The following is a 19159-nucleotide window of genomic DNA, read 5'->3' as shown; positions in this document are numbered from 1 at the left end:
GGTACTAACGTCTTTTCTTCGCTGACTTACCAGCGGCAGCTGGTGCTTTTTTCTTTGCACTGGCAGCAGCAGGCGAAGATTTCTGGCGACGTCCACCAGAAAAACTTTCTTCTTTTACTTTCCTGGCTGGAGCAGCTTTAACGCCCCTGCCATAATTTGCCACGGCTTTTTCTTCAGGTACCAGCAAGGCTTTCTTGGCACTGGCAGCACCTTTGCGATTTTTTTCATTCGTGGCTGTACCACGAGCATCTACCAGACCAGCTGAGCGTGGTGATACAGGCTGGACTATGGCCAAATCTATCTTGCGTGCATCCAGATCGACACGGCTGACTTGCACCGTGACTTTGTCAGTCAACTGATAACGCTTGCCCGTGCGTTCGCCACGCAACTCATGACGTGCTTCGTCAAACTGGAAGTAGTCAGCACCGAGCTCAGTGACATGCACCAGGCCTTCGATGAAAATTTCATCGAGCTGGACAAAGATACCAAACTGTGTCACGCCAGTGATCATGCCAGTGAATTCTTCACCAACCTTGTTACGGATGAAGTAGCATTTGAGCCAGGCTTCGACATCACGTGAAGCTTCATCTGCACGACGCTCATTGGCAGAACAGTGGACACCCAGAGCATCCCAGATGGTCTGTTCTTTTTCTTCCTTCTTCTTGCCCGCGGCCTTGTCAGCAATTTGCTGTTTTCTGGCGGCATTCGATACTGAAGTATTCAAGAGCGTCAGGTCTATGCCCTTGGGTTCATATTTACGCCCCTGCAAAATAGCCTTGATCGCTCTGTGGGTCAGCAAATCGGGATAACGGCGTATAGGGCTGGTGAAATGGGCATAAGCATCATACGACAAACCAAAATGGCCGATATTGTCCGGGCTGTAAACCGCTTGCTGCATGGAACGCAGCAGCATGGTTTGCAAGAGCGGCGCATCTGGCCGCCCTTTAATTTTATTCATCAGCTCAGCATAATCCGAGGCTGAAGGCTTGTCGCCACCATTGAGGAACAGACCTACCTGTTTCAGGAAATTCCTGACCTGGGTCAGCTTCTCTTTGGTCGGACCTGCATGAATACGATAAGTGCCTGGATGCTTGTAGGTTTCCAGCAAATTTGCTGCGCAGACATTGGCTGCCAGCATGCATTCTTCAATCAGCTTGTGTGCATCATTGCGTGTGCGTGGCAGTATTTTTTCTATCTTGCCAGATGGATTGCAAACGATATAGGTCTCTGTCGTTTCAAAATCGATGGCCCCACGCGCATGGCGTGCCCTCAATAGAGACTGGAAGACCTCATACAAATGCAGGAGATGCGGCACCAGGGTCAGGCGCTTGGCAGCCTCTGGCCCCTTGGTGTTACCCAGTATGGCTGCCACTTCGGTATAAGTGAAGCGCGCAGCAGAATGAATGACCGCCGGATAAAACTGGTAAGCCGTGACTTCACCGTCTTGCGTAATCACCATATCGCACACCAGCGTCAGGCGATCGACGTCAGGATTAAGCGAACACAGGCCATTCGACAGGCGCTCTGGCAACATCGGTATCACCCTGCGCGGGAAATACACCGACGTACTGCGCAACAGCGCCTCTTCATCAAGCACATCATTCGGGTTGACATAGTGGCTGACATCGGCAATGGCGACGATCAGCCTGTGACCTTTACTGCGGCCTATCTTGACTGGTTCACAATACACTGCATCATCAAAATCGCGGGCGTCTTCGCCATCGATAGTCACCAATGGAATGTCACGCAGATCCACACGGTCAGCCAGATCAATATCGCGTACCTCGGATGGCAATTTGGCTGCGGCTTTTTTTACCGCTTCAGAAAACTCATGAGGCACACCAAATTTGCGGACAGCGATTTCGATTTCCATGCCGGGGTCATCAACATCACCCAGAATTTCAACGATCTTGCCAACTGGCTGCGCATAACGGGTCGGTTGTTCGGTCAACTCGACGCTGACAACCTGACCAGCCTTGGCTTTGCCCGGTGCGCCGGTCAATAAAATATCCTGGCTGAAGCGTTTGTCTTCAGGCGCAACTATCCAGACGCCGTTTTCATTTAACAGCCGCCCGATGACATGAGTATTGGCACGGTCGAGTATCTCAAGTATGCCGCCTTCAAGACGACCACGCCTGTCAGTACCTACCACGCGTGCCATGACACGGTCACCATGCAAGACCTTTTGCATTTCGCGCTCTGGCAGGAACAGGTCTTCACTGCCATCATCAGGAATCAGGAAACCATAACCTTCGCGATGACTGCTGACTTTACCGCTGATGAAGTTATCGTGATTGGCGATGGAATAATTTCCACCTTTATCTACTTTGACTTGCCCATCTCTTTCCATCGCGCTTAAACGTCGTGTCATGCCATCTAACTCCTCAGGTTTTACTGACAACGCATCTGCTATTGCAGTAGCCGTCATTTTTGCCGTGTTAGTACGTAGAACACCCAGTATCTCTTCGCGACTGGGGATGGGGTATAAATGCTTGTTCAAATTTTGTATTTTTTCTTAAAAAAGTTAATTTGGCTCACGCCAAAATCTTATCAGGCCATAGTTTACTGTAGCAAACCTCTTTCGCCTAACAATTCTTGTATCTGCAAGGTGGCTCACCTTGACAAATGCTTCAATTAATTTATAATGTTGTTCTCCGTTGCCCACGTGGCGGAATTGGTAGACGCGCATGGTTCAGGTCCATGTGCCTTCGGGTGTGGGGGTTCGAGTCCCTCCGTGGGCACCAAAATTTGAGAGCCCGCTGATGAAAATCAGCGGGCTTTTTCAATTCCACTTCGAATTTCACATTCAGCACATTCCACGCATTCAGTTTTGCAAGTATAAGCAAGAAATCCCCTGACCCTGCACTTCCTGCCCAAGCTGCCAACGACTTTCTACCTGCCGGCACCATAATGCGAAATTTTCTCCGAAATATTTCCCCAAAGCCAGTCAAATACTCTATAATTACGCCTTCCGTTGCCCACGTGGCGGAATTGGTAGACGCGCATGGTTCAGGTCCATGTGTCTTCGGATGTGGGGGTTCGAGTCCCTCCGTGGGCACCACAAATTTGAGAGCCCGCTGATGAAAATCAGCGGGCTTTTTCAATTCCACATTTGCTCCATTTGCCTCATTTGCCTTCATCATTAGCGCAAGCTGCATCATATCTGCATTATCCAAATCAAACAAAGTCTGGCGGGAGCCCCCCCCCCTCCACAGAACACAAGACACCCATTGCAATAAAGCACAAGATAATCGCATAGCGTAGACATAAAAAAACGGAAGCAAATTGCTTCCGTTTTCATGACTGTCAGTTAAGCTGCACCCTTTTTCAACCAGGCATTCAACTGATGAGGCCTGATACTGTCATACTCTTCAAAAGGCTGGTGTATCCATGGATTGTTCGCCAGATAGTCGAGATAGTAATCCGGAGCCACTGATGAACATGCCTTGTACCAGATCACAGCTGATTTTACTTCAGTCACAGCCGGGAAATTCTCACGCAAATGCACAAGTACTTTTTCCAGAGTAACGCCAGAATCGACCAGATCATCGACCACCAAAACTTTACCTTGCAGCGCACCCTTGGTCATGGAAATATACTTTCCTATATCCAGAGTGCCCTGTACGGTACCTGATTCTTCGCGATACGAACTGGTCGATAAAATCGCCAGAGGCACGTCAAATATTCTGGAGAAAATATCACCAGGACGCAAGCCACCACGGGCAAGACACAGGACCTGATCAAATTTCCAGCCAGACTCATGCACTTTCAATGCAAGCTGCTCAATGGAACGATGATAGGCTTCCCAGGAAACCCATAAGTCCTTGTCTGTAGATGCAGGCATATTCATATTTTTATTTTTCCTTCTTAGATAAACGGGTGCCTTAACACGATGGTTTCTTCGCGATCTGGTCCGGTAGAGACCATATCGACAGGAACACCAACCAGCTCCTGAATACGCATGATGTAATTGCGGGCATTGACTGGCAGAGCATCCATGCTTTGCGCGCCAACTGTCGTTTCAGACCAACCCGGCATTTCCTCATAAATGGCTTCGCAGCGCGCCGCTTCTTCAGCACCAACCGGGAAGATATCAACGACTTTGCCATCGACCTTGTAGCCGGTACACAGCTTCAGTGTTTCCAGACCATCCAGCACGTCCAGCTTGGTCAGGCACATGCCTGATACACCATTGATTTGCACGGAACGCTTCAACAAGGCTGCGTCGAACCAGCCGCAACGACGGGCACGGCCAGTAACCGTACCAAATTCATGACCAACGCTGGCCAGGTGCTTACCTACGCCGGCATCGGTTGGCAATTCAGACGGGAATGGGCCAGAACCTACACGTGTCGTGTAAGCCTTGGTGATACCCAGGATGTAATGCAACATGTTAGGACCAACGCCAGAACCTGCCGCTGCATTGCCAGCCACGCAATTGCTGGAGGTAACAAAGGGGTAAGTCCCATGATCGACGTCCAGCAAACTGCCTTGCGCGCCTTCAAACAAGAGACTGGCACCGGCTTTATGCGCTGCATACAAGGCACTGGAGACGTCTGCTACCATGGGGCGGATACGCGGCACATTGGCCAGGGTATCATCCAGTGTTTTCTGGAACTCAACTGCAGGTGCTTTGAGGTAATTGGTCAACACAAAATTGTGGTAATCCAGGTTTTCGCGCAGCTTCTCGGCAAAACGCTCTTCATTGAGCAAATCAGCAACGCGTATCGCACGGCGGGCAACCTTGTCTTCATAGGCAGGACCTATGCCCTTGCCTGTCGTACCTATCTTGGCGGCACCACGGGCAATTTCGCGTGCTGCATCAAGTGCAGTGTGATACGGCAAAATAACTGGGCAAGCTTCTGAAATTTTGAGACGTGAAGCAACTTCAACGCCGTTTGCCTGCAGCTTGTCAATTTCACGCAAGAGATCAGGCACAGACAAGACCACACCATTACCGATGTAGCAGGCAGTACCAGCACGCATGATGCCGGAAGGTATCAGTTGCAAGGCTGTCTTTTGGCCACCGATGACCAATGTGTGACCAGCATTGTGACCGCCCTGGAAACGTACGACGCCCTGAGCGTGATCCGTCAACCAGTCAACGATTTTTCCCTTGCCTTCATCGCCCCACTGGGTACCGATTACGACTACGTTTTTTGCAATTTTAGTTTGTGTCATCACTCAACCTACATTTTGAAGAATCCATTTACCCGCATCGAAAATGAGCGTGCGATTGCAGTCAAATTCGTCTTGTTCGTTCTCGTGCCCAGGCAAGCTTTGAATAACGATCTCACCTTCGCTACGCAGCTCTACGATCTTTGCCCGCAATGCAGGGTCACTACCCCAGGGAGCCCGGATCGCATCCTTTCTCTCTGCGGATGGCAGCAGACGCGCCAGCTCACGCAAATCCAGGGAAAATCCAGTCGCCGGACGTGAGCGGCCAAAAGCCTCACCCACATGGTCATACCGACCACCACGCGCCACTGCGTTTGGCAAACCTGGTACAAATACATTGAACATCACCCCACTATGATAGTGGTAGCCACGCAAATCAGCGAGATCTATCGTGACATGGGTTGTGCCAGTCAAACGCACCAGATGCTCCAGTTCGTCGAGCGCGGTCTGTATGCCTTCAAATGCAGGCAGTACCGCACGCGCTTTCTGGATAACGGAAATATCGCCATATAAACCTGGCAAAACCATTAATGCAGCACGCACCTCGGGTGAAAAATCCTTGCTCAGCTTATCGATGCTAGGCAAATCCTTTGCCTCCAGCAAGGCATATAGAGTATTTTCCTGCGCTTTGGCGAGCGGATCTGCCGCCAGCAAGGCACGCAAGACACCGACGTGACACATATCCAGCCTGACATCTTTCACATGCGCAAGTGCCAGACAAGCCAATACCAGCTCCTGGATTTCAGCATCCGCTTCCAGACCAGCATGACCATAAATTTCTGCGCCGATTTGCAAAGGCTCGCGTGTGGCGTGCAGACCAGAAGGCTTGGTATGCAAGACACTGCCCGCATAGCAAAGACGGGTAACAGTATGGCGGTTTAAGAGATGCGCATCAATACGGGCTACTTGCGTGGTCATATCAGCCCGCAGGCCCATGGTACGGCCAGAGATTTGATCTACCAATTTGAAGGTACGCAAATCCATATCCTGACCGGCGCCGGTCAGCAAGGACTCTATGTATTCCAGCATGGGCGGCATGACCAGCTCGTAGCCATACAGTCTGAAATTGTCCAGGAGAACACGGCGCAACTCTTCTATCTTGCGTGCTTCGGACGGCAAGATATCAGCGATATTTTCAGGTAAAAGCCAATTTGGCATGAAGAACAATCAAAAAAAACAAGAAATTGGTTGAGTCTATCCGACAAACAGCGATCTGCACAAAATTTGTGCAGATCGCTGTCGGTCACTACAGTCACTATTTACAGTGGCGAGTGTTACTTACCCTTTGCAGCAGGAGCATTACCACCTACCGAAGAAGGGCTCTTAAAATATTTAAAGAACTCAGAGTTTGGATCCACTACTAAGACATCACTCTTATTCTTGAATGACGCAGTATACGCTTCAAGGCTGCGATAGAACTTATAAAATTCTGGATTTTGACCAAATGCCTGCGCATAAATCTGTGAAGCTTCAGCGTCACCTGCACCGCGTATCTTTTGCGCTTCACGATAAGCTTCAGCCTTGATCACCAATCTTTGCTTGTCAGCATCTGCGCTAATTTCTTCTTTTTCAGCTGCACCGGTAGAGCGCAGACCATTTGCTTCACGGGTACGCTCGGCCTTCATGCGTTCATACACCGAATTATTGATTTGCTCTACGTAATCAACACGCTTGAGGCGCACATCTATAATTTCCACACCTATCTGCCTGGTTTCGTCAGAAACCTTTTTCTTGATGGCGTCCATGACCTTGCCACGCTGTGTAGATATTACTTCGCCAACTTTACGCTTGGTAATTTCATCATTCAAGGCAGCCTTGATGATTTGCAACATCCTGTTTTGTGCTCTGCGCTCTTCGCCATTGAAGCTGACGAAATACAGACGTGGGTCCTTGATACGCCACTTCACATACGAATCAACCAGGATGTTTTTCTTTTCCGACGTAACAAAACGATCACCAGTATTCGTATCAATAGTCAGAATACGTTTATCCAGCAACAAGACATTCTGGAATGGTGGTGGCAACTTGAAGTGCAAGCCAGGCTCACTGATGACAGACTTGACTTCACCCAAAGCAAAGACAATCGCGTGCGAACGCTGATCAACAACAAAAATAGTCGAGTAAGCAATTAAAATTGCACCACAGATGGCAATGAGGAAAGTAGCTAACTTATTCATTATCTGCCCTCCCTTTCGCGTGTATCACGGTTATCTTTTGATCTTCCATCCTTGCCATAACGCATTTCCACGGTAGGTATCTGCTCTGCTGCGGGAATAGTTACCTGGGCAGGAGCCGCCGGCGCGACTTTCGCTGCCTGATCGCCCTGGATTTTATCCAGAGGCAGATAAATCATATTATTACCAGTCTTGGTATCCATCATCACCTTGCTGGTATTGGCAAATATTTGCTGCATGGTTTCCAGGTACATCCTGTCCCTGGTAATGGCAGGCGCTTTTTGATACTCAACCAGCACTTGTTGGAAGCGTGAAGCATTACCCTGGGCATTGGCAACGATACTTCCCTTGTATGCTTCTGCCTCTTGTATCATCCGGGACGCCTCACCACGTGCTTTTGGAATAACATCATTGGCATAAGCTATGCCTTCATTTTTCAGGCGCTCTTTATCCTGCTTTGCTTTTTGCGCATCTTCAAAAACAGCCTGGACCTGCTCAGGTGCCTGCACATTTTGCATAGTCACTTGCGCCACCAGCACACCTGAACCATACGCATTCAGGATTTTTTGCATGCCTGCGCTGACATCAAGTGCTATTTTTTCACGACCTTCATACAAGACAAAATCCATGGAGCTTTTACCGACGACCTCGCGGACAACAGTTTCTGCGACCTGAAGTATCATCTCTTCCTGATCACGGTTGTTATACAGCCAGTCTGCGGCATTGTTCAAGGTGTACTGGACAGCAAACTGAATATCGACGATGTTTTCATCATCAGTCAACATCAGGGATTCGCGCTCTTTTGAGCCTTTTTTGTAGCCTATCTCCACTGTTCTGACTTGCGACAGATTGACTATCTCATGTCCTTGGACAGGATAAGGCCAGCGCCAGTTAAAGCCGGCAGAAGTTTGATGGCTGAATTTACCAAATGTCGTGATGACAGCAGTCTGCCCTTCTTGCACGATGAAAAAACCACTGGACAACCATACCAGCGCGATTACGGCAACAATCAGGGATGCACCAACTTTAGCGCCAGATGAGTCTGGTGAAAAATTGCCACCATTATCGCCAGCACCATTTTGCCCGAACAGACGCCCCAATTTCTGGGTAAAGTCTTTCCATAACTGATCAAGATCAGGTGGGCCTTCCGGTGGTTTTTTGCCATCGGGCTTATTATTATTTTGATTATTGTTTTGTGAACCACGCCCCCATTGCGGATCATTTATGGACATGGTCAAACCAATTCTTTTGAGAAATGAAACAAGCATTCTGTCGCTATCCAATGAATAGTGGGTTGGACTACTGAAAATCAAAGCGGGCATCAACTGCCTCTGGCGTTGCCGTTTGCGCAATGCCAGACGTTTTTGCCAGTGCGAATTCGGCGATAGCTTCGCGTAACAAACCTATACCTGCTCCGGTGCGGGCACTCAAAAAAACCCTCTGGATTTTATCACAATCATCTACCTCGACCGAAGGCTCCAGCTCAGCAAGATCTATCTTATTCCACACAAGTATCTGTGGTATGTGATCCGCGCCGATTTCTTCAAGCACCTGGTTGACTTGTTGTATCTGGTCAAACCTTACCGGACTACTTGCATCTACGACATGCAAGAGCAAATCGGCATGTATCGTTTCTTCCAATGTTGCCCTGAACGCTGCAACGAGTTGATGCGGCAATTCACGAATAAAACCAACCGTATCAGAAATGACGATATTACCCGCATCGCCCAGGTACAAGCGGCGCGAAGTAGTATCCAGCGTTGCAAATAATTGATTGGCGGCATAAGCGCCTGCCTTGGTCATGGTATTAAACAGACTGGACTTGCCCGCATTGGTATAACCGACCAAAGAAACCGACAAGGTATTACTACGGCCACGCGAACGTCTCTGGGTTTCCCTTTGCTTATGTAGCTTATCGAGCTTTTGTTTGAGCATTTTGACACGCTCCCCCAGCAAGCGGCGATCAGTCTCAAGCTGAGTCTCGCCTGGGCCGCGCAAACCTATACCGCCTTTTTGTCTTTCCAGATGCGTCCAGCCGCGTATCAATCGCGTGGCAAGATGTTGCAACTGAGCCAACTCTACCTGGACCTTACCTTCATGACTTTGGGCTCGTTGAGCAAAAATATCCAGGATCAGGCTGGTACGATCAACCACCCTCACTTTCAGGTGGCGCTCCAGATTCCTCTGTTGCGCCGGCGAGAGTGCATGATTAAAAATGACTATATCCAGCGTAGCGTCGGCAACAGCATGCGCAATCTCATCCGCCTTGCCGCTACCGACAAAAAAAGCAGCGTCAGGGCTTGATCGTTTGCAAGTGATGGTTGTAACTGGCTCTGCCCCCGCGGATTGCGAAAGCAAAGATAGCTCTTCCAGGCTGGCGGCAAAGTCGTCCTTACCAAAATCCACGCCGACTAAAGCGGCGCGCATGGACGGCTTCTTTATTTCATTACTCAAAAATTACTCTGCCTCTGGCTCGGTGTTAATGCTGACTGCGCGTGCTGGCACAACGGTAGAAATAGCATGCTTGTAAACCATTTGTGTCACAGTATTACGCAGCAAAACCACATACTGGTCGAAAGATTCGATATGGCCCTGCAATTTGATGCCATTGACCAGATAAATTGATACAGGAATATGTTCTTTACGCAAAGCGTTCAGAAATGGGTCTTGTAATAATTGCCCTTTATTGCTCATAACAGCTCCATTGTGTTGTTGTGATTAGGAGTTGGGGACTACTTATCAGAATACAAGTATTCCCAGAAGTTGATTACAAAGTAATGTAATCTATTTTCATCTTAATTGCATATCTCTTGCTTAAATTTCACTGCAAAAGGAGATCAACCAAGCATTTTCTTACATTTTAATACTTGCCAGCAAACTTAACTGAACGATCTTACTTCGACGACTTGTCAAACGGATTCTTGCCAGAACGCATTTCTATTCGCAAAGGAGTACCAGTGAGTGAAAACGTTTCGCGGAAGTGTTTTTCGAGATAACGCTTATACACATCACCCACTGCCTCAAGCGCATTGCCGTGAATGACAATAATAGGTGGATTTTGCCCGCCCTGATGCGCATAGCGCAACTTGGGACGGATAGAGCCCTTGCGCTTGGGTTGTTGATGTTCTACTGCTTCAATCAGGGCACGTGTGAGTTTAGGCGTAGATAAATTCACCATCGCAGCGGCATAAGCAGCATCAATGGATTTCATCAAAGGACCTATACCGGTCGATTTCAAGGCTGAAATGAAGTGGAATTTGGCAAATGTCAGGAAATTCAGTTTGCGCTCTATGTCCATCTTGATCTCATCGCGCCTGTCACTTTGCAAACCATCCCACTTATTGACGCCAACTACCAGCGCACGGCCAGATTCCAGGATGAAGCCTGCAATATGGGCATCCTGCTCTGAAATGTCCTGCTGTGCGTCCAGCAACAACAAGACTACGTTGGCTTCTGACACCGATTGCAGGGTTTTAACGACAGAGAATTTCTCTATGGCCTCAAAAACCTTGCCGCGGCGACGGATACCTGCGGTATCGATCAGGGAATAATGCACGCCATCACGCTCGAAAGGGATTTCTATCGAGTCGCGAGTGGTACCAGGCATATCGAAAGCGATGACCCGTTCTTCACCCAGCAGGGTATTCACCAGTGTCGATTTACCGACATTGGGACGGCCAACGATGGCAATCTTGATGCCGCGAACCTGGGATTCAGGCTCTTCAACTTCCTCAGGGCGCTGGGCAAAGGCGATATCAACCATTTCTTCGACCAGATCTGCTACACCATCACCGTGTGCGGCAGAGATCACATAAGGATCGCCGAGACCCAGTTCATAAAAATCTGCAGTGACCGAGGTATATTTCATGCCCTCAGCCTTATTTACCACCAGCATGACGGAGCGGCCTGATTTGCGCAGAAAATCCGTGATGGTTTTGTCATGCGGTGTCAGACCCTGACGACCATCGACGATAAAAACAACAACATCTGCCTCAGCCACAGCCTGCTTGGTCTGCTTGGCCATTTCATGCATGATGCCTTCTTTGGCGACAGGTTCGAAACCGCCAGTGTCAATCACCAGAAAAGGGCGTTCACCAACACGGCCTTCGCCGTAATGCCTGTCCCTGGTCAAGCCAGGTAAATCTGCGACCAAGGCGTCGCGTGAACGGGTGAGCCGATTGAACAGCGTGGATTTGCCGACGTTAGGTCGGCCTATAAGTGCGATAACCGGCTTCATTATTATTACTCGGTTGCAAGAGCAACCACTGATCCTGATTTTGTTTGAACGATCAGTTTAGCATCGACCACCAAAGGCGCTGCTAAAATCTGACTACCATCGGTAGTAACACGTCCGATGAAAGAACCATCTTCCCTTGACAGGAAGTGGACATAACCTGCGAAATCGCCGACCGCAACTGCACGGTCATACGAAATTGGTGCTGACAAACGACGATAGCTGAGCTTGTCATTCCGCCAGGCACTTGCGCCACCGTTGCGGGCAAAGGCATTTACGGCACCAGCAACATCTGAGGCAAACACAAAGCGCTCATCAACACTGACGCCAACATCGCTGGACAAAGGCTTGGCCCAGCGCAAAGCACCAGTAGCCACATCAAAACAAGCTACCCTGCCCTGATAAGAGCTGGCGCAAATATCACCGCCAAAGATCACTGGCGCACCAGAAACGTCGGCGACACGTTCAAGCTCGGTAGCACCTTTAGGTTCACCGACCGTTGCCTCCCAGCGCAAACCGCCGTTATTCAGCGCCAGTGAAGACATACGGCCACCAGGCATGGCAACAATGGCCTGCTGCCCCTGTATCACGATGCCAGGTGCAAGGCGCAAAGTCAAAGGAGGCAATGGGCGCTCAATGGACCATTTACGTTCCCCATTAGTCAGGTCATAAGCACTGACCTTGTTGTCAATACTACGAACCACAACCAGACCCTGGCCAACTGCCGGAGCAGATAAAATTTCATTTGTGCCTTGGGTTTTCCAGCGCAGCTTGCCGTCGAGGTCAAATGCCAATACCTGGCCTTTTTCACCCGCAACAGCAATAGTTGTACCGTCAACGCCCACACCTGCCGTCAAACGGGTACCGGCATTGATACGCCAGACCGTGCGGCCAGTCGCCACCTCTATGCGTGCCAGCGTGCCGTCAGCCGCAGCCACATAGACATTTTGCGCATAGGCTGCAGGAGTAAAGAGGTAGTTACCTGCAGTACCGATTGCCACTGTCCAGCTTGGTTTGATCGCCAGGCTGGGCTTGATCTCGGTCAAAACAGCTGGCTGATTTTTTGCGTCGGATTTAGATGAAAATGGATTCAGCGAAGACAGCGTGGAACAGCCCGTCATTGCCATGAGTACAGATGACGCAATGAGCAGTTTGGCAGAAAATTGCATGTATGATTCCCCTTATTTACTGACAACTTTAGTATCTGCCACACCACCGATGACATCCAGCTTCATTTGCAAAGCCTGACGACCTGGACTTTTATCTGCCATTTTTTCCAGCGCTGACTTATACGCCGTACGCGCATCTTCGATCTTGTTTTGTGCTATATAAACATCGCCTTTGGCATCCAGCACATCAGCATCGAATTGTGCAGGGAAAGTACCTGACAATTGCTGCAGGGCCTCGTCATAGGCTTTTTCATCCAGCGCTATACCAGCCAGGCGTATTCTTGCCACGGCCTTGTATTCATCAGCCTTGGAAGTATCTGCCACCCATTGCAACTGGCTCTTGGCAGCCTTCAGATCGTTCGCATCAAATGCGCTCTTGGCTGCTACCAGCGCAGCCATAGGTGCATATGAAGTAGAAGCAAATTTGGTTTTCAAATCCTCTGTCACTGCCTGCACCTTGGCATTGTCTTTGGCAACAACCGACTTCTGCATTTCTTCATACAACTGAGAAGCTTGCAAAGTCTGGGTGTTTTGACGCGATGTCCATGCGGTCCAGCCAGCATAAGCAGCCAGGACAACGATCAGCCCCCAGGTAGCCATGTTGCCGTATTTTTTCCAGATTGCCTTGAGGTTATCTAACTGCTCTTGTTCTTCTAAATCGTATGCCATAGTATCTTTGTCTATCTATGTTATAAATATTTTTAATATGGATTAATGGTGTACATGGTGATGATGAGGATCATCACAGCAATCTGCATCAGCGCTACCGGCAATTTGATCAACCAGGTAATCCACCGCAGTATCGAACGGGACGTTAACCTGATTATTTTCAGCGTCAGCCGCGCGCAACTCCTTGATACTCACTGTATTATTATTTGCCTCATCTTCACCGATGATGACAGCATAAGCCGCACCGCTGCCGTCAGCCTTTTTCATCTGTGACTTGAAACTGCCTACACCATTGGCAGTTGCGCAATGTAACACAACATCCAGACCTGCATCACGCAAACGCTCACTTAATACCATCGCCTGCATTTGTGCTTCTGCTCCCTGATGCACCAGATAAGCATCGCACATTGCAGGCTGATGTACGTCGCCATTGGCTTTCATCAATTCCAGCAAGCGTTCTATACCCATGGCAAAACCACAGGCTGGTGTTGGCTTGCCGCCAAAAATACCAAACAAGGCATCATAACGACCGCCAGCACAAACTGTGCCCTGGGAACCCAGGTCGTCAGTGACCCATTCAAAGACAGTGCGGTTATAGTAATCAAGCCCACGCACCAGACGCGGATTGATGGTAAATGGAATGCTGTTATGACGCAAAATCTTTTGCACACCTTCAAAATGAGCCAGCGATTCTGCACCCAGATAATCCAGCAACTTGGGGGCAGCATTGACCATCTCTTGCATGGCAGGATTTTTGGTATCCAGAATACGCAAGGGATTCGTCAGCAAACGCCTTTTTGCTTCGGCATCCAGAATGTCCTGATGTTGTTCAAAATAAGCGATCAACGCGGCCTTGTGCTGATTGCGTTCTTCTGCATCGCCAATGGAATTCAATTCCAGACGCACATTTTGCAGCCCCAGGTCATCCCAGAAACGCTGACACATCATGATCAGTTCGGCATCAATGTCCGGGCCGGTGAAGCCCAGCGCCTCAGCACCCACCTGATGAAATTGACGATAACGACCACGCTGCGGTTTTTCATGACGGAACATCGGGCCGGTATACCACAAGCGCCTTGGACCATCGTAAATAAGATTATGCTCAATCGCAGAACGTACGACACCGGCGGTACCTTCCGGGCGCAAAGTCAGCTTGTCGCCATTCATGGAGTCTTCAAAGGAATACATTTCCTTTTCGACGACATCCGTTACTTCACCCAGACCACGTGCGAACAAATTAGTAGGCTCAACGATAGGTGTACGGACTTGCTGGAAGCCATAACTCTTCAATACAGATTGCACAGTATTTTCAAACAACTCCCACAACGGGGCGTCATCCGGCAAAAGGTCGTTCATCCCTTTCACACCAGCGATTTTTTCTGCTTTTTTTATTTCCGACATGCTTGCTACCTGATTTAATTATTTGTTACGCCATGCACTGGGGCATAGTGACTCTTGACATAGTCCAGCACAATTTCCTGGAACTCTTCTGCAATACGGTCGCCGCGCAAGGTGAGCGCCTTGGCACCATCAATAAAAACTGGAGCAGCCGGTGATTCACCCGTACCTGGCAAACTGATACCAATATTGGCGTGCTTGGATTCACCAGGGCCATTAACGATACAGCCCATGACGGCGACATTCATATTCTCTACACCCGGATACTGACTCTTCCAGACTGGCATTTGATTCCGCAGGAAACTCTGGATATTATCAGCCAGTTCCTGGAACACAGTCGAGGTAGTCCTGCCACAGCCGGGGCAAGCAATGACCATGGGCGTAAATTTTCGCAAACCCATAGTCTGCAAAATTTCCTGACCAACGACAACTTCCTTGCAACGGTCACCACCGGGCTCCGGTGTCAGGGATATGCGTATGGTGTCGCCTATGCCCTCCTGCATCAATACCGACAATGCTGCAGTCGAAGCGACGATGCCTTTACTACCCATGCCAGCCTCGGTCAGGCCAAGATGCAGGGGGTAATCGCAACGTGCTGCCAGTTCGCGGTAAACGGCGATCAAGTCCTGCACACCCGAGACCTTGCAAGACAGGATAATCTTGTCGCCAGCCAGACCCAGCTCTTCAGCTTTTTGCGCACTTTCAATCGCAGAGGTGATCAATGCCTGATACATCACGGCTTGCACACTCCATGGCTGAGCACGCTTGGCGTTATCGTCCATGATGCGAGCCAGCAAGGCCTGATCCAGGCTACCCCAGTTGACACCGATGCGCACTGGCTTATCGTAGCGGCAAGCCATTTCTATCATCTGGGCAAACTGGATATCGCGCTTGGCGCCCTGCCCTACATTGCCAGGATTAATCCTGTACTTGGACAAAGCCCTGGCGCAATCAGGAAAATCATTCAGCAGCGTGTGGCCGTTGTAATGAAAATCACCTACCAGCGGCACATCTATGCCCATTCTGTCCAACTGCTCACGTATCGCTGGTACGGCTGCCGCCGCTTCCGCATTATTGACCGTGATACGCACCAACTCAGAACCAGCCCGCGCCAATTCCTTGATTTGAATTGCTGTGCCTATCGCGTCAGCAGTATCAGTATTCGTCATGGATTGCACCACGACAGGTGCGCCGCCACCTACCAGAACTTCCCGGTTGCCATATACCACTTTGGCAGCACGGGATGCACGCCTGAGCTTAGGACCAGAACCGATTTCCGATAAAAAATCCGTCATCTTTACTTCACATTCAAATTAATGACATTACTATCCTTGCCAGGCGCAATCTCCATGGATTTGCCACGCAACCAGCCATCCACACCTGCAGCATTACCTATCCTGAGCTGCAAAGCCTCTTTCATGTCAAACACCTCTTCAGTACCCGCTTTGGCGAGATGAGAAGTCACAATACTGCCATTTTCACGCTTGACCTGTATCCAGGAGTCTTGCCTGAATTTCAGTTTCAACTGATTATTTCCCGCATCTGTCGCTGCTGGTGCGGCAACCGCAGCGGGCACGGAAACCGGGGGCGGAGCTACTGCAACCACAGGAGCAGAAGCCGGGGCCGGAGCTTGTTGAGCAACCGCTGGCGCAGACACCGGAGTTTGGACATCCTGATCCACTTTGGGTGGAGGAACGACATCCTGAGCTTCTGGTTTTGCACCATTGAGCGTACCAAGCACTGTGGGAATAGTTGATGCCGCCGGCTTGTCAGCTTCTGGCTTGACAGATGCCGCGTCTGGATTTTCAACAGGTTTTTCAGGCTCTGCTTCAGTCGTTTTTTTTGCAGACTGCCCTGAGATCAGGCTCTTGATGTAATCGTTTTGCTCGAGCTTTTGCACCGCCACAAAGATCAGGGCACATGCAGCCAGCACTATCGCACCTATCACATACTTGCGATTATTATTACTGTCCTGACGCCCCAGAAAAGGCGTACGAGACTCCATGAAAGGTGTCGCAAGGGTAGGACGCAAATCTGCATCCAGCCCAGACAGGCCCTTTTCTGCAGGGAGGCAGTCGATCACTGGCGCGGGGTCAAGCTTGAGAAGTTTCGCATAAGAGCGCACAAAACCTCGCACGATCACCATCTTGGGCAAATCATCAAATTGATTACTCTCCAGCGCAAGTATCTGGCGTTGAGACAATTTGAGCTGATCCGCCACCTGCTGCACACTCAAACCGAGTTGAACGCGCGCAGCAGACAATTGAGAACCGGCAGTCTGCACTACAGACAAAACCGCTTTAGTCTCAGATATCTCAGAAGCCAAAGGTTCTACAGGTAGATTCGCGCCCGCATCACTCATCAAACACTCCACGTTGATACAGAGAAAATTCTGCTGAATTTGGATGGCGGCGACGCAGTTGCGTAGCCAGACTATTTACCGCAGCCTCATCACCCAATTTTTTTTCAATTTTGATGGCAAGCCAAAATACATTTGCTGCCAACACGTCCAACTTGAGTACACGGCCAATATAAAACTTCGCCTGCTTGTATTCACCGCGTTTGTAAAGCACATCGGCCAGATTCGCATTGATTTGCGGATTGCCAGCATCTTCACGCAGCCCCTGCATGAAATAGCGTTCTGCAGCAAGCGTATCCTTGATACGCAAACTGCACAATCCAGCATTATTCAAAGCCTTGGCTGGCGCATTATAGGCGGGATCCTTGACAGCGTTCTCAAGATACACAAGCCCTTGTTTTTCGCGGCCATTCATACACAAGAACCAGCCATAATTATTGCCAATATCACTATTACCTGGTGCGAGTTTCAGTGCATGCTGGAAATTATCTTCGGCCAGTTGCTTCTCACCCATATCCATGAAGATAAGTGCCCGCAGGCTGAAAGCATCAACCAGATCAGGAGAAATCAATAACGCCTGACGAATCTCTTCAAGAGCAACCTTCTGCTGCCCCTGCTGATAATAACCGACCGCCAGCTCCATGCGTATGGAGGCACGTTTTCGCGCATCCTGCTTTTCAGCAGACATGTTTTGATCTGGCCTGTCACCCTCCAGGCTCTTGGATGCACATGCTGACAAAGAAAGTGCCAGCACCACCAGCACTCCACTCAAAAAACATTGACGCATTTGAGAAATTTTCACTGAGTGATCTCCACGATCTTGCCAAAATTTTCGCCAAACTTCTTTTGATATTCCGCCATTTTTTGCATGCGCTCTTGCACACGCGTTCTGTCCTGCACTTCACCAGCCAGTTGACCACAAGCCGCATCGATATCATCGCCACGGGTTTTACGGGTGGTTGTTACCAAGCCTGCGTCGAGCAAAATCTGGGCAAATGCCTTGATACGCGGATTCGCTGATCTTTTCAGGCCAGATTCCGGGAAAGGATTAAAAGGAATCAGATTGAACTTGCACGGCACATCACGCACCAGCTCGATCAACTCCCGTGCATGTGCATCAGTATCATTGACACCATCCAGCATGCAATATTCAAACGTGACAAAGTCGCGCGGCGCAAACTCCAGGTAGCGCTTGCAGGCTGCCATCAACTCTTTCAATGGATGCTTTTTGTTCAGTGGTATCAGGCTGTCACGCAAAGTATCATTCGATGCATGCAGGGACACCGCCAGTGCCACCGGACATTCTTGCGACAACTTGTCTATCATGGGAACCACACCACTGGTAGACAGCGTCACGCGGCGACGCGACAAGCCATAAGCATTATCATCGAGCATGAGACGCAAGGCTGTCACAGTTGGTTCAAAATTCAGCAAAGGCTCACCCATTCCCATCATGACCACATTGGTGATCTGACGCTCACCTTTAGGTCCAGGTGCAATACCTTTGGTCTTGCGCAATTCAAATTCTGCCATCCAGAGCTGGCCTATGATTTCGCCTACGCTCAGGTTGCGGTTAAAACCCTGCTTGCCGGTAGAACAGAAACGGCAATTCACCGCACAACCAGCCTGGGTAGAAATACACAGGGTGCCACGGTTTTCTTCAGGGATAAATACAGTTTCTACAGCATTACCCTGGCCGACATCAACCAGCCATTTTCTCGTGCCATCTGTAGAAGTATGGTCACTGATCACGGTGGGTGCGGCAATCATCGCCCGCGTAGCGAGCTTCTCGCGCAGGGATTTCGCGAGGTCTGTCATTTCATCAAACGAACTGGCACCAAACTGGTGTATCCAGCGTTGCAATTGCTTGGCACGAAACGGCTTCTCACCCAAGTCACCGCAATATGCGACGAGCTGTGCTGGATCCAGATCCAATAAATTTGTGAGTACCGTCATGATCTTCTCTTTCGCACCTCAA

16 protein-coding genes and 2 tRNA genes are annotated in these 19159 nt (G+C 49.6%); 2 read left to right on the top strand and 16 right to left on the bottom strand.

Going from position 1 to position 19159, the window contains the following annotated elements; all coding sequences use genetic code 11:
- Positions 1-4 precede the first annotated feature (4 nt).
- On the bottom strand, positions 5-2500 hold the full coding sequence (gene rnr / locus UNDYM_RS11095; RefSeq protein ID WP_162041082.1) for a ribonuclease R: 2496 nt from the start codon (positions 2498-2500) through the stop codon (positions 5-7).
- Between the two features lie 159 nt (positions 2501-2659).
- Here rnr and UNDYM_RS11090 point away from each other — a divergent pair.
- Positions 2660-2744, top strand: a tRNA-Leu gene (locus UNDYM_RS11090).
- Positions 2745-2976: 232 nt separating this feature from the next.
- Positions 2977-3061 (top strand) — tRNA-Leu (locus tag UNDYM_RS11085).
- A gap of 249 nt (positions 3062-3310) precedes the next feature.
- Here the strand turns inward: UNDYM_RS11085 and UNDYM_RS11080 are convergent.
- The 15 genes from UNDYM_RS11080 to rlmN all read right to left on the bottom strand — a co-directional run bounded on the left by UNDYM_RS11080 (position 3311) and on the right by rlmN (position 19140).
- Positions 3311-3844, bottom strand: coding sequence for a phosphoribosyltransferase (locus UNDYM_RS11080; RefSeq protein WP_110254186.1), 534 nt, complete (start codon positions 3842-3844; stop codon positions 3311-3313).
- A 23-nt stretch (positions 3845-3867) separates the two neighbouring features.
- Positions 3868-5181 (bottom strand): adenylosuccinate synthase, encoded by a 1314-nt coding sequence (locus tag UNDYM_RS11075; protein WP_162041081.1) that lies wholly within the window; start codon positions 5179-5181, stop codon positions 3868-3870.
- A 3-nt stretch (positions 5182-5184) separates the two neighbouring features.
- Entirely contained in the window at positions 5185-6336 is a 1152-nt protein-coding gene (locus UNDYM_RS11070) for an ATP phosphoribosyltransferase regulatory subunit (RefSeq protein ID WP_162041080.1), read from the bottom strand.
- Positions 6337-6452: 116 nt separating this feature from the next.
- Positions 6453-7355, bottom strand: coding sequence for a protease modulator HflC (hflC, locus tag UNDYM_RS11065; protein WP_162041079.1), 903 nt, complete (start codon positions 7353-7355; stop codon positions 6453-6455).
- Entirely contained in the window at positions 7355-8620 is a 1266-nt protein-coding gene (hflK, locus tag UNDYM_RS11060; protein ID WP_162041078.1) for an FtsH protease activity modulator HflK, read from the bottom strand. Before hflK ends, hflC begins: the two co-directional genes overlap by 1 nt.
- 31 nt (positions 8621-8651) lie before the next feature.
- Positions 8652-9779 carry a GTPase HflX gene (gene hflX / locus UNDYM_RS11055; RefSeq protein ID WP_162041077.1) on the bottom strand — a complete coding sequence of 376 codons (1128 nt, stop codon included), beginning with the start codon at positions 9777-9779 and terminating at the stop codon, positions 8652-8654.
- A 30-nt stretch (positions 9780-9809) separates the two neighbouring features.
- Positions 9810-10046 carry an RNA chaperone Hfq gene (gene hfq, locus UNDYM_RS11050; protein WP_162041076.1) on the bottom strand — a complete coding sequence of 79 codons (237 nt, stop codon included), beginning with the start codon at positions 10044-10046 and terminating at the stop codon, positions 9810-9812.
- A gap of 199 nt (positions 10047-10245) precedes the next feature.
- Positions 10246-11589 carry a ribosome biogenesis GTPase Der gene (der, locus tag UNDYM_RS11045; protein ID WP_162041075.1) on the bottom strand — a complete coding sequence of 448 codons (1344 nt, stop codon included), beginning with the start codon at positions 11587-11589 and terminating at the stop codon, positions 10246-10248.
- Between the two features lie 5 nt (positions 11590-11594).
- A complete protein-coding gene (gene bamB, locus UNDYM_RS11040; protein WP_162041074.1) occupies positions 11595-12755 on the bottom strand; it encodes an outer membrane protein assembly factor BamB in 1161 nt (386 codons plus the stop codon).
- A 12-nt stretch (positions 12756-12767) separates the two neighbouring features.
- Entirely contained in the window at positions 12768-13424 is a 657-nt protein-coding gene (locus UNDYM_RS11035) for a tetratricopeptide repeat protein (RefSeq protein ID WP_162041073.1), read from the bottom strand.
- A gap of 42 nt (positions 13425-13466) precedes the next feature.
- Positions 13467-14825 carry a histidine--tRNA ligase gene (gene hisS / locus UNDYM_RS11030; protein WP_162041072.1) on the bottom strand — a complete coding sequence of 453 codons (1359 nt, stop codon included), beginning with the start codon at positions 14823-14825 and terminating at the stop codon, positions 13467-13469.
- A gap of 14 nt (positions 14826-14839) precedes the next feature.
- A complete protein-coding gene (gene ispG, locus UNDYM_RS11025; RefSeq protein WP_162041071.1) occupies positions 14840-16117 on the bottom strand; it encodes a flavodoxin-dependent (E)-4-hydroxy-3-methylbut-2-enyl-diphosphate synthase in 1278 nt (425 codons plus the stop codon).
- Positions 16118-16119: 2 nt separating this feature from the next.
- The gene (locus UNDYM_RS11020; protein WP_162041070.1) at positions 16120-17184 is read right to left on the bottom strand and encodes a RodZ domain-containing protein; all 1065 of its coding nucleotides are present in this window, start codon (positions 17182-17184) and stop codon (positions 16120-16122) included.
- Complete coding sequence (gene pilW, locus UNDYM_RS11015; protein WP_232063970.1) at positions 17177-17983, bottom strand: type IV pilus biogenesis/stability protein PilW; 807 nt, start codon at positions 17981-17983, stop codon at positions 17177-17179. Before pilW ends, UNDYM_RS11020 begins: the two co-directional genes overlap by 8 nt.
- Positions 17980-19140 (bottom strand): 23S rRNA (adenine(2503)-C(2))-methyltransferase RlmN, encoded by a 1161-nt coding sequence (gene rlmN, locus UNDYM_RS11010; RefSeq protein ID WP_162044571.1) that lies wholly within the window; start codon positions 19138-19140, stop codon positions 17980-17982. Before rlmN ends, pilW begins: the two co-directional genes overlap by 4 nt.
- Positions 19141-19159: the final 19 nt, after the last annotated feature.

The sequence above is a fragment of the Undibacterium sp. YM2 genome, from assembly GCF_009937975.1.
Classification (GTDB): domain Bacteria; phylum Pseudomonadota; class Gammaproteobacteria; order Burkholderiales; family Burkholderiaceae_D; genus Undibacterium.
The sequence above is the reverse complement of the archived record's forward strand: the minus strand, read 5'-3'. Positions and strand labels throughout refer to the sequence as shown.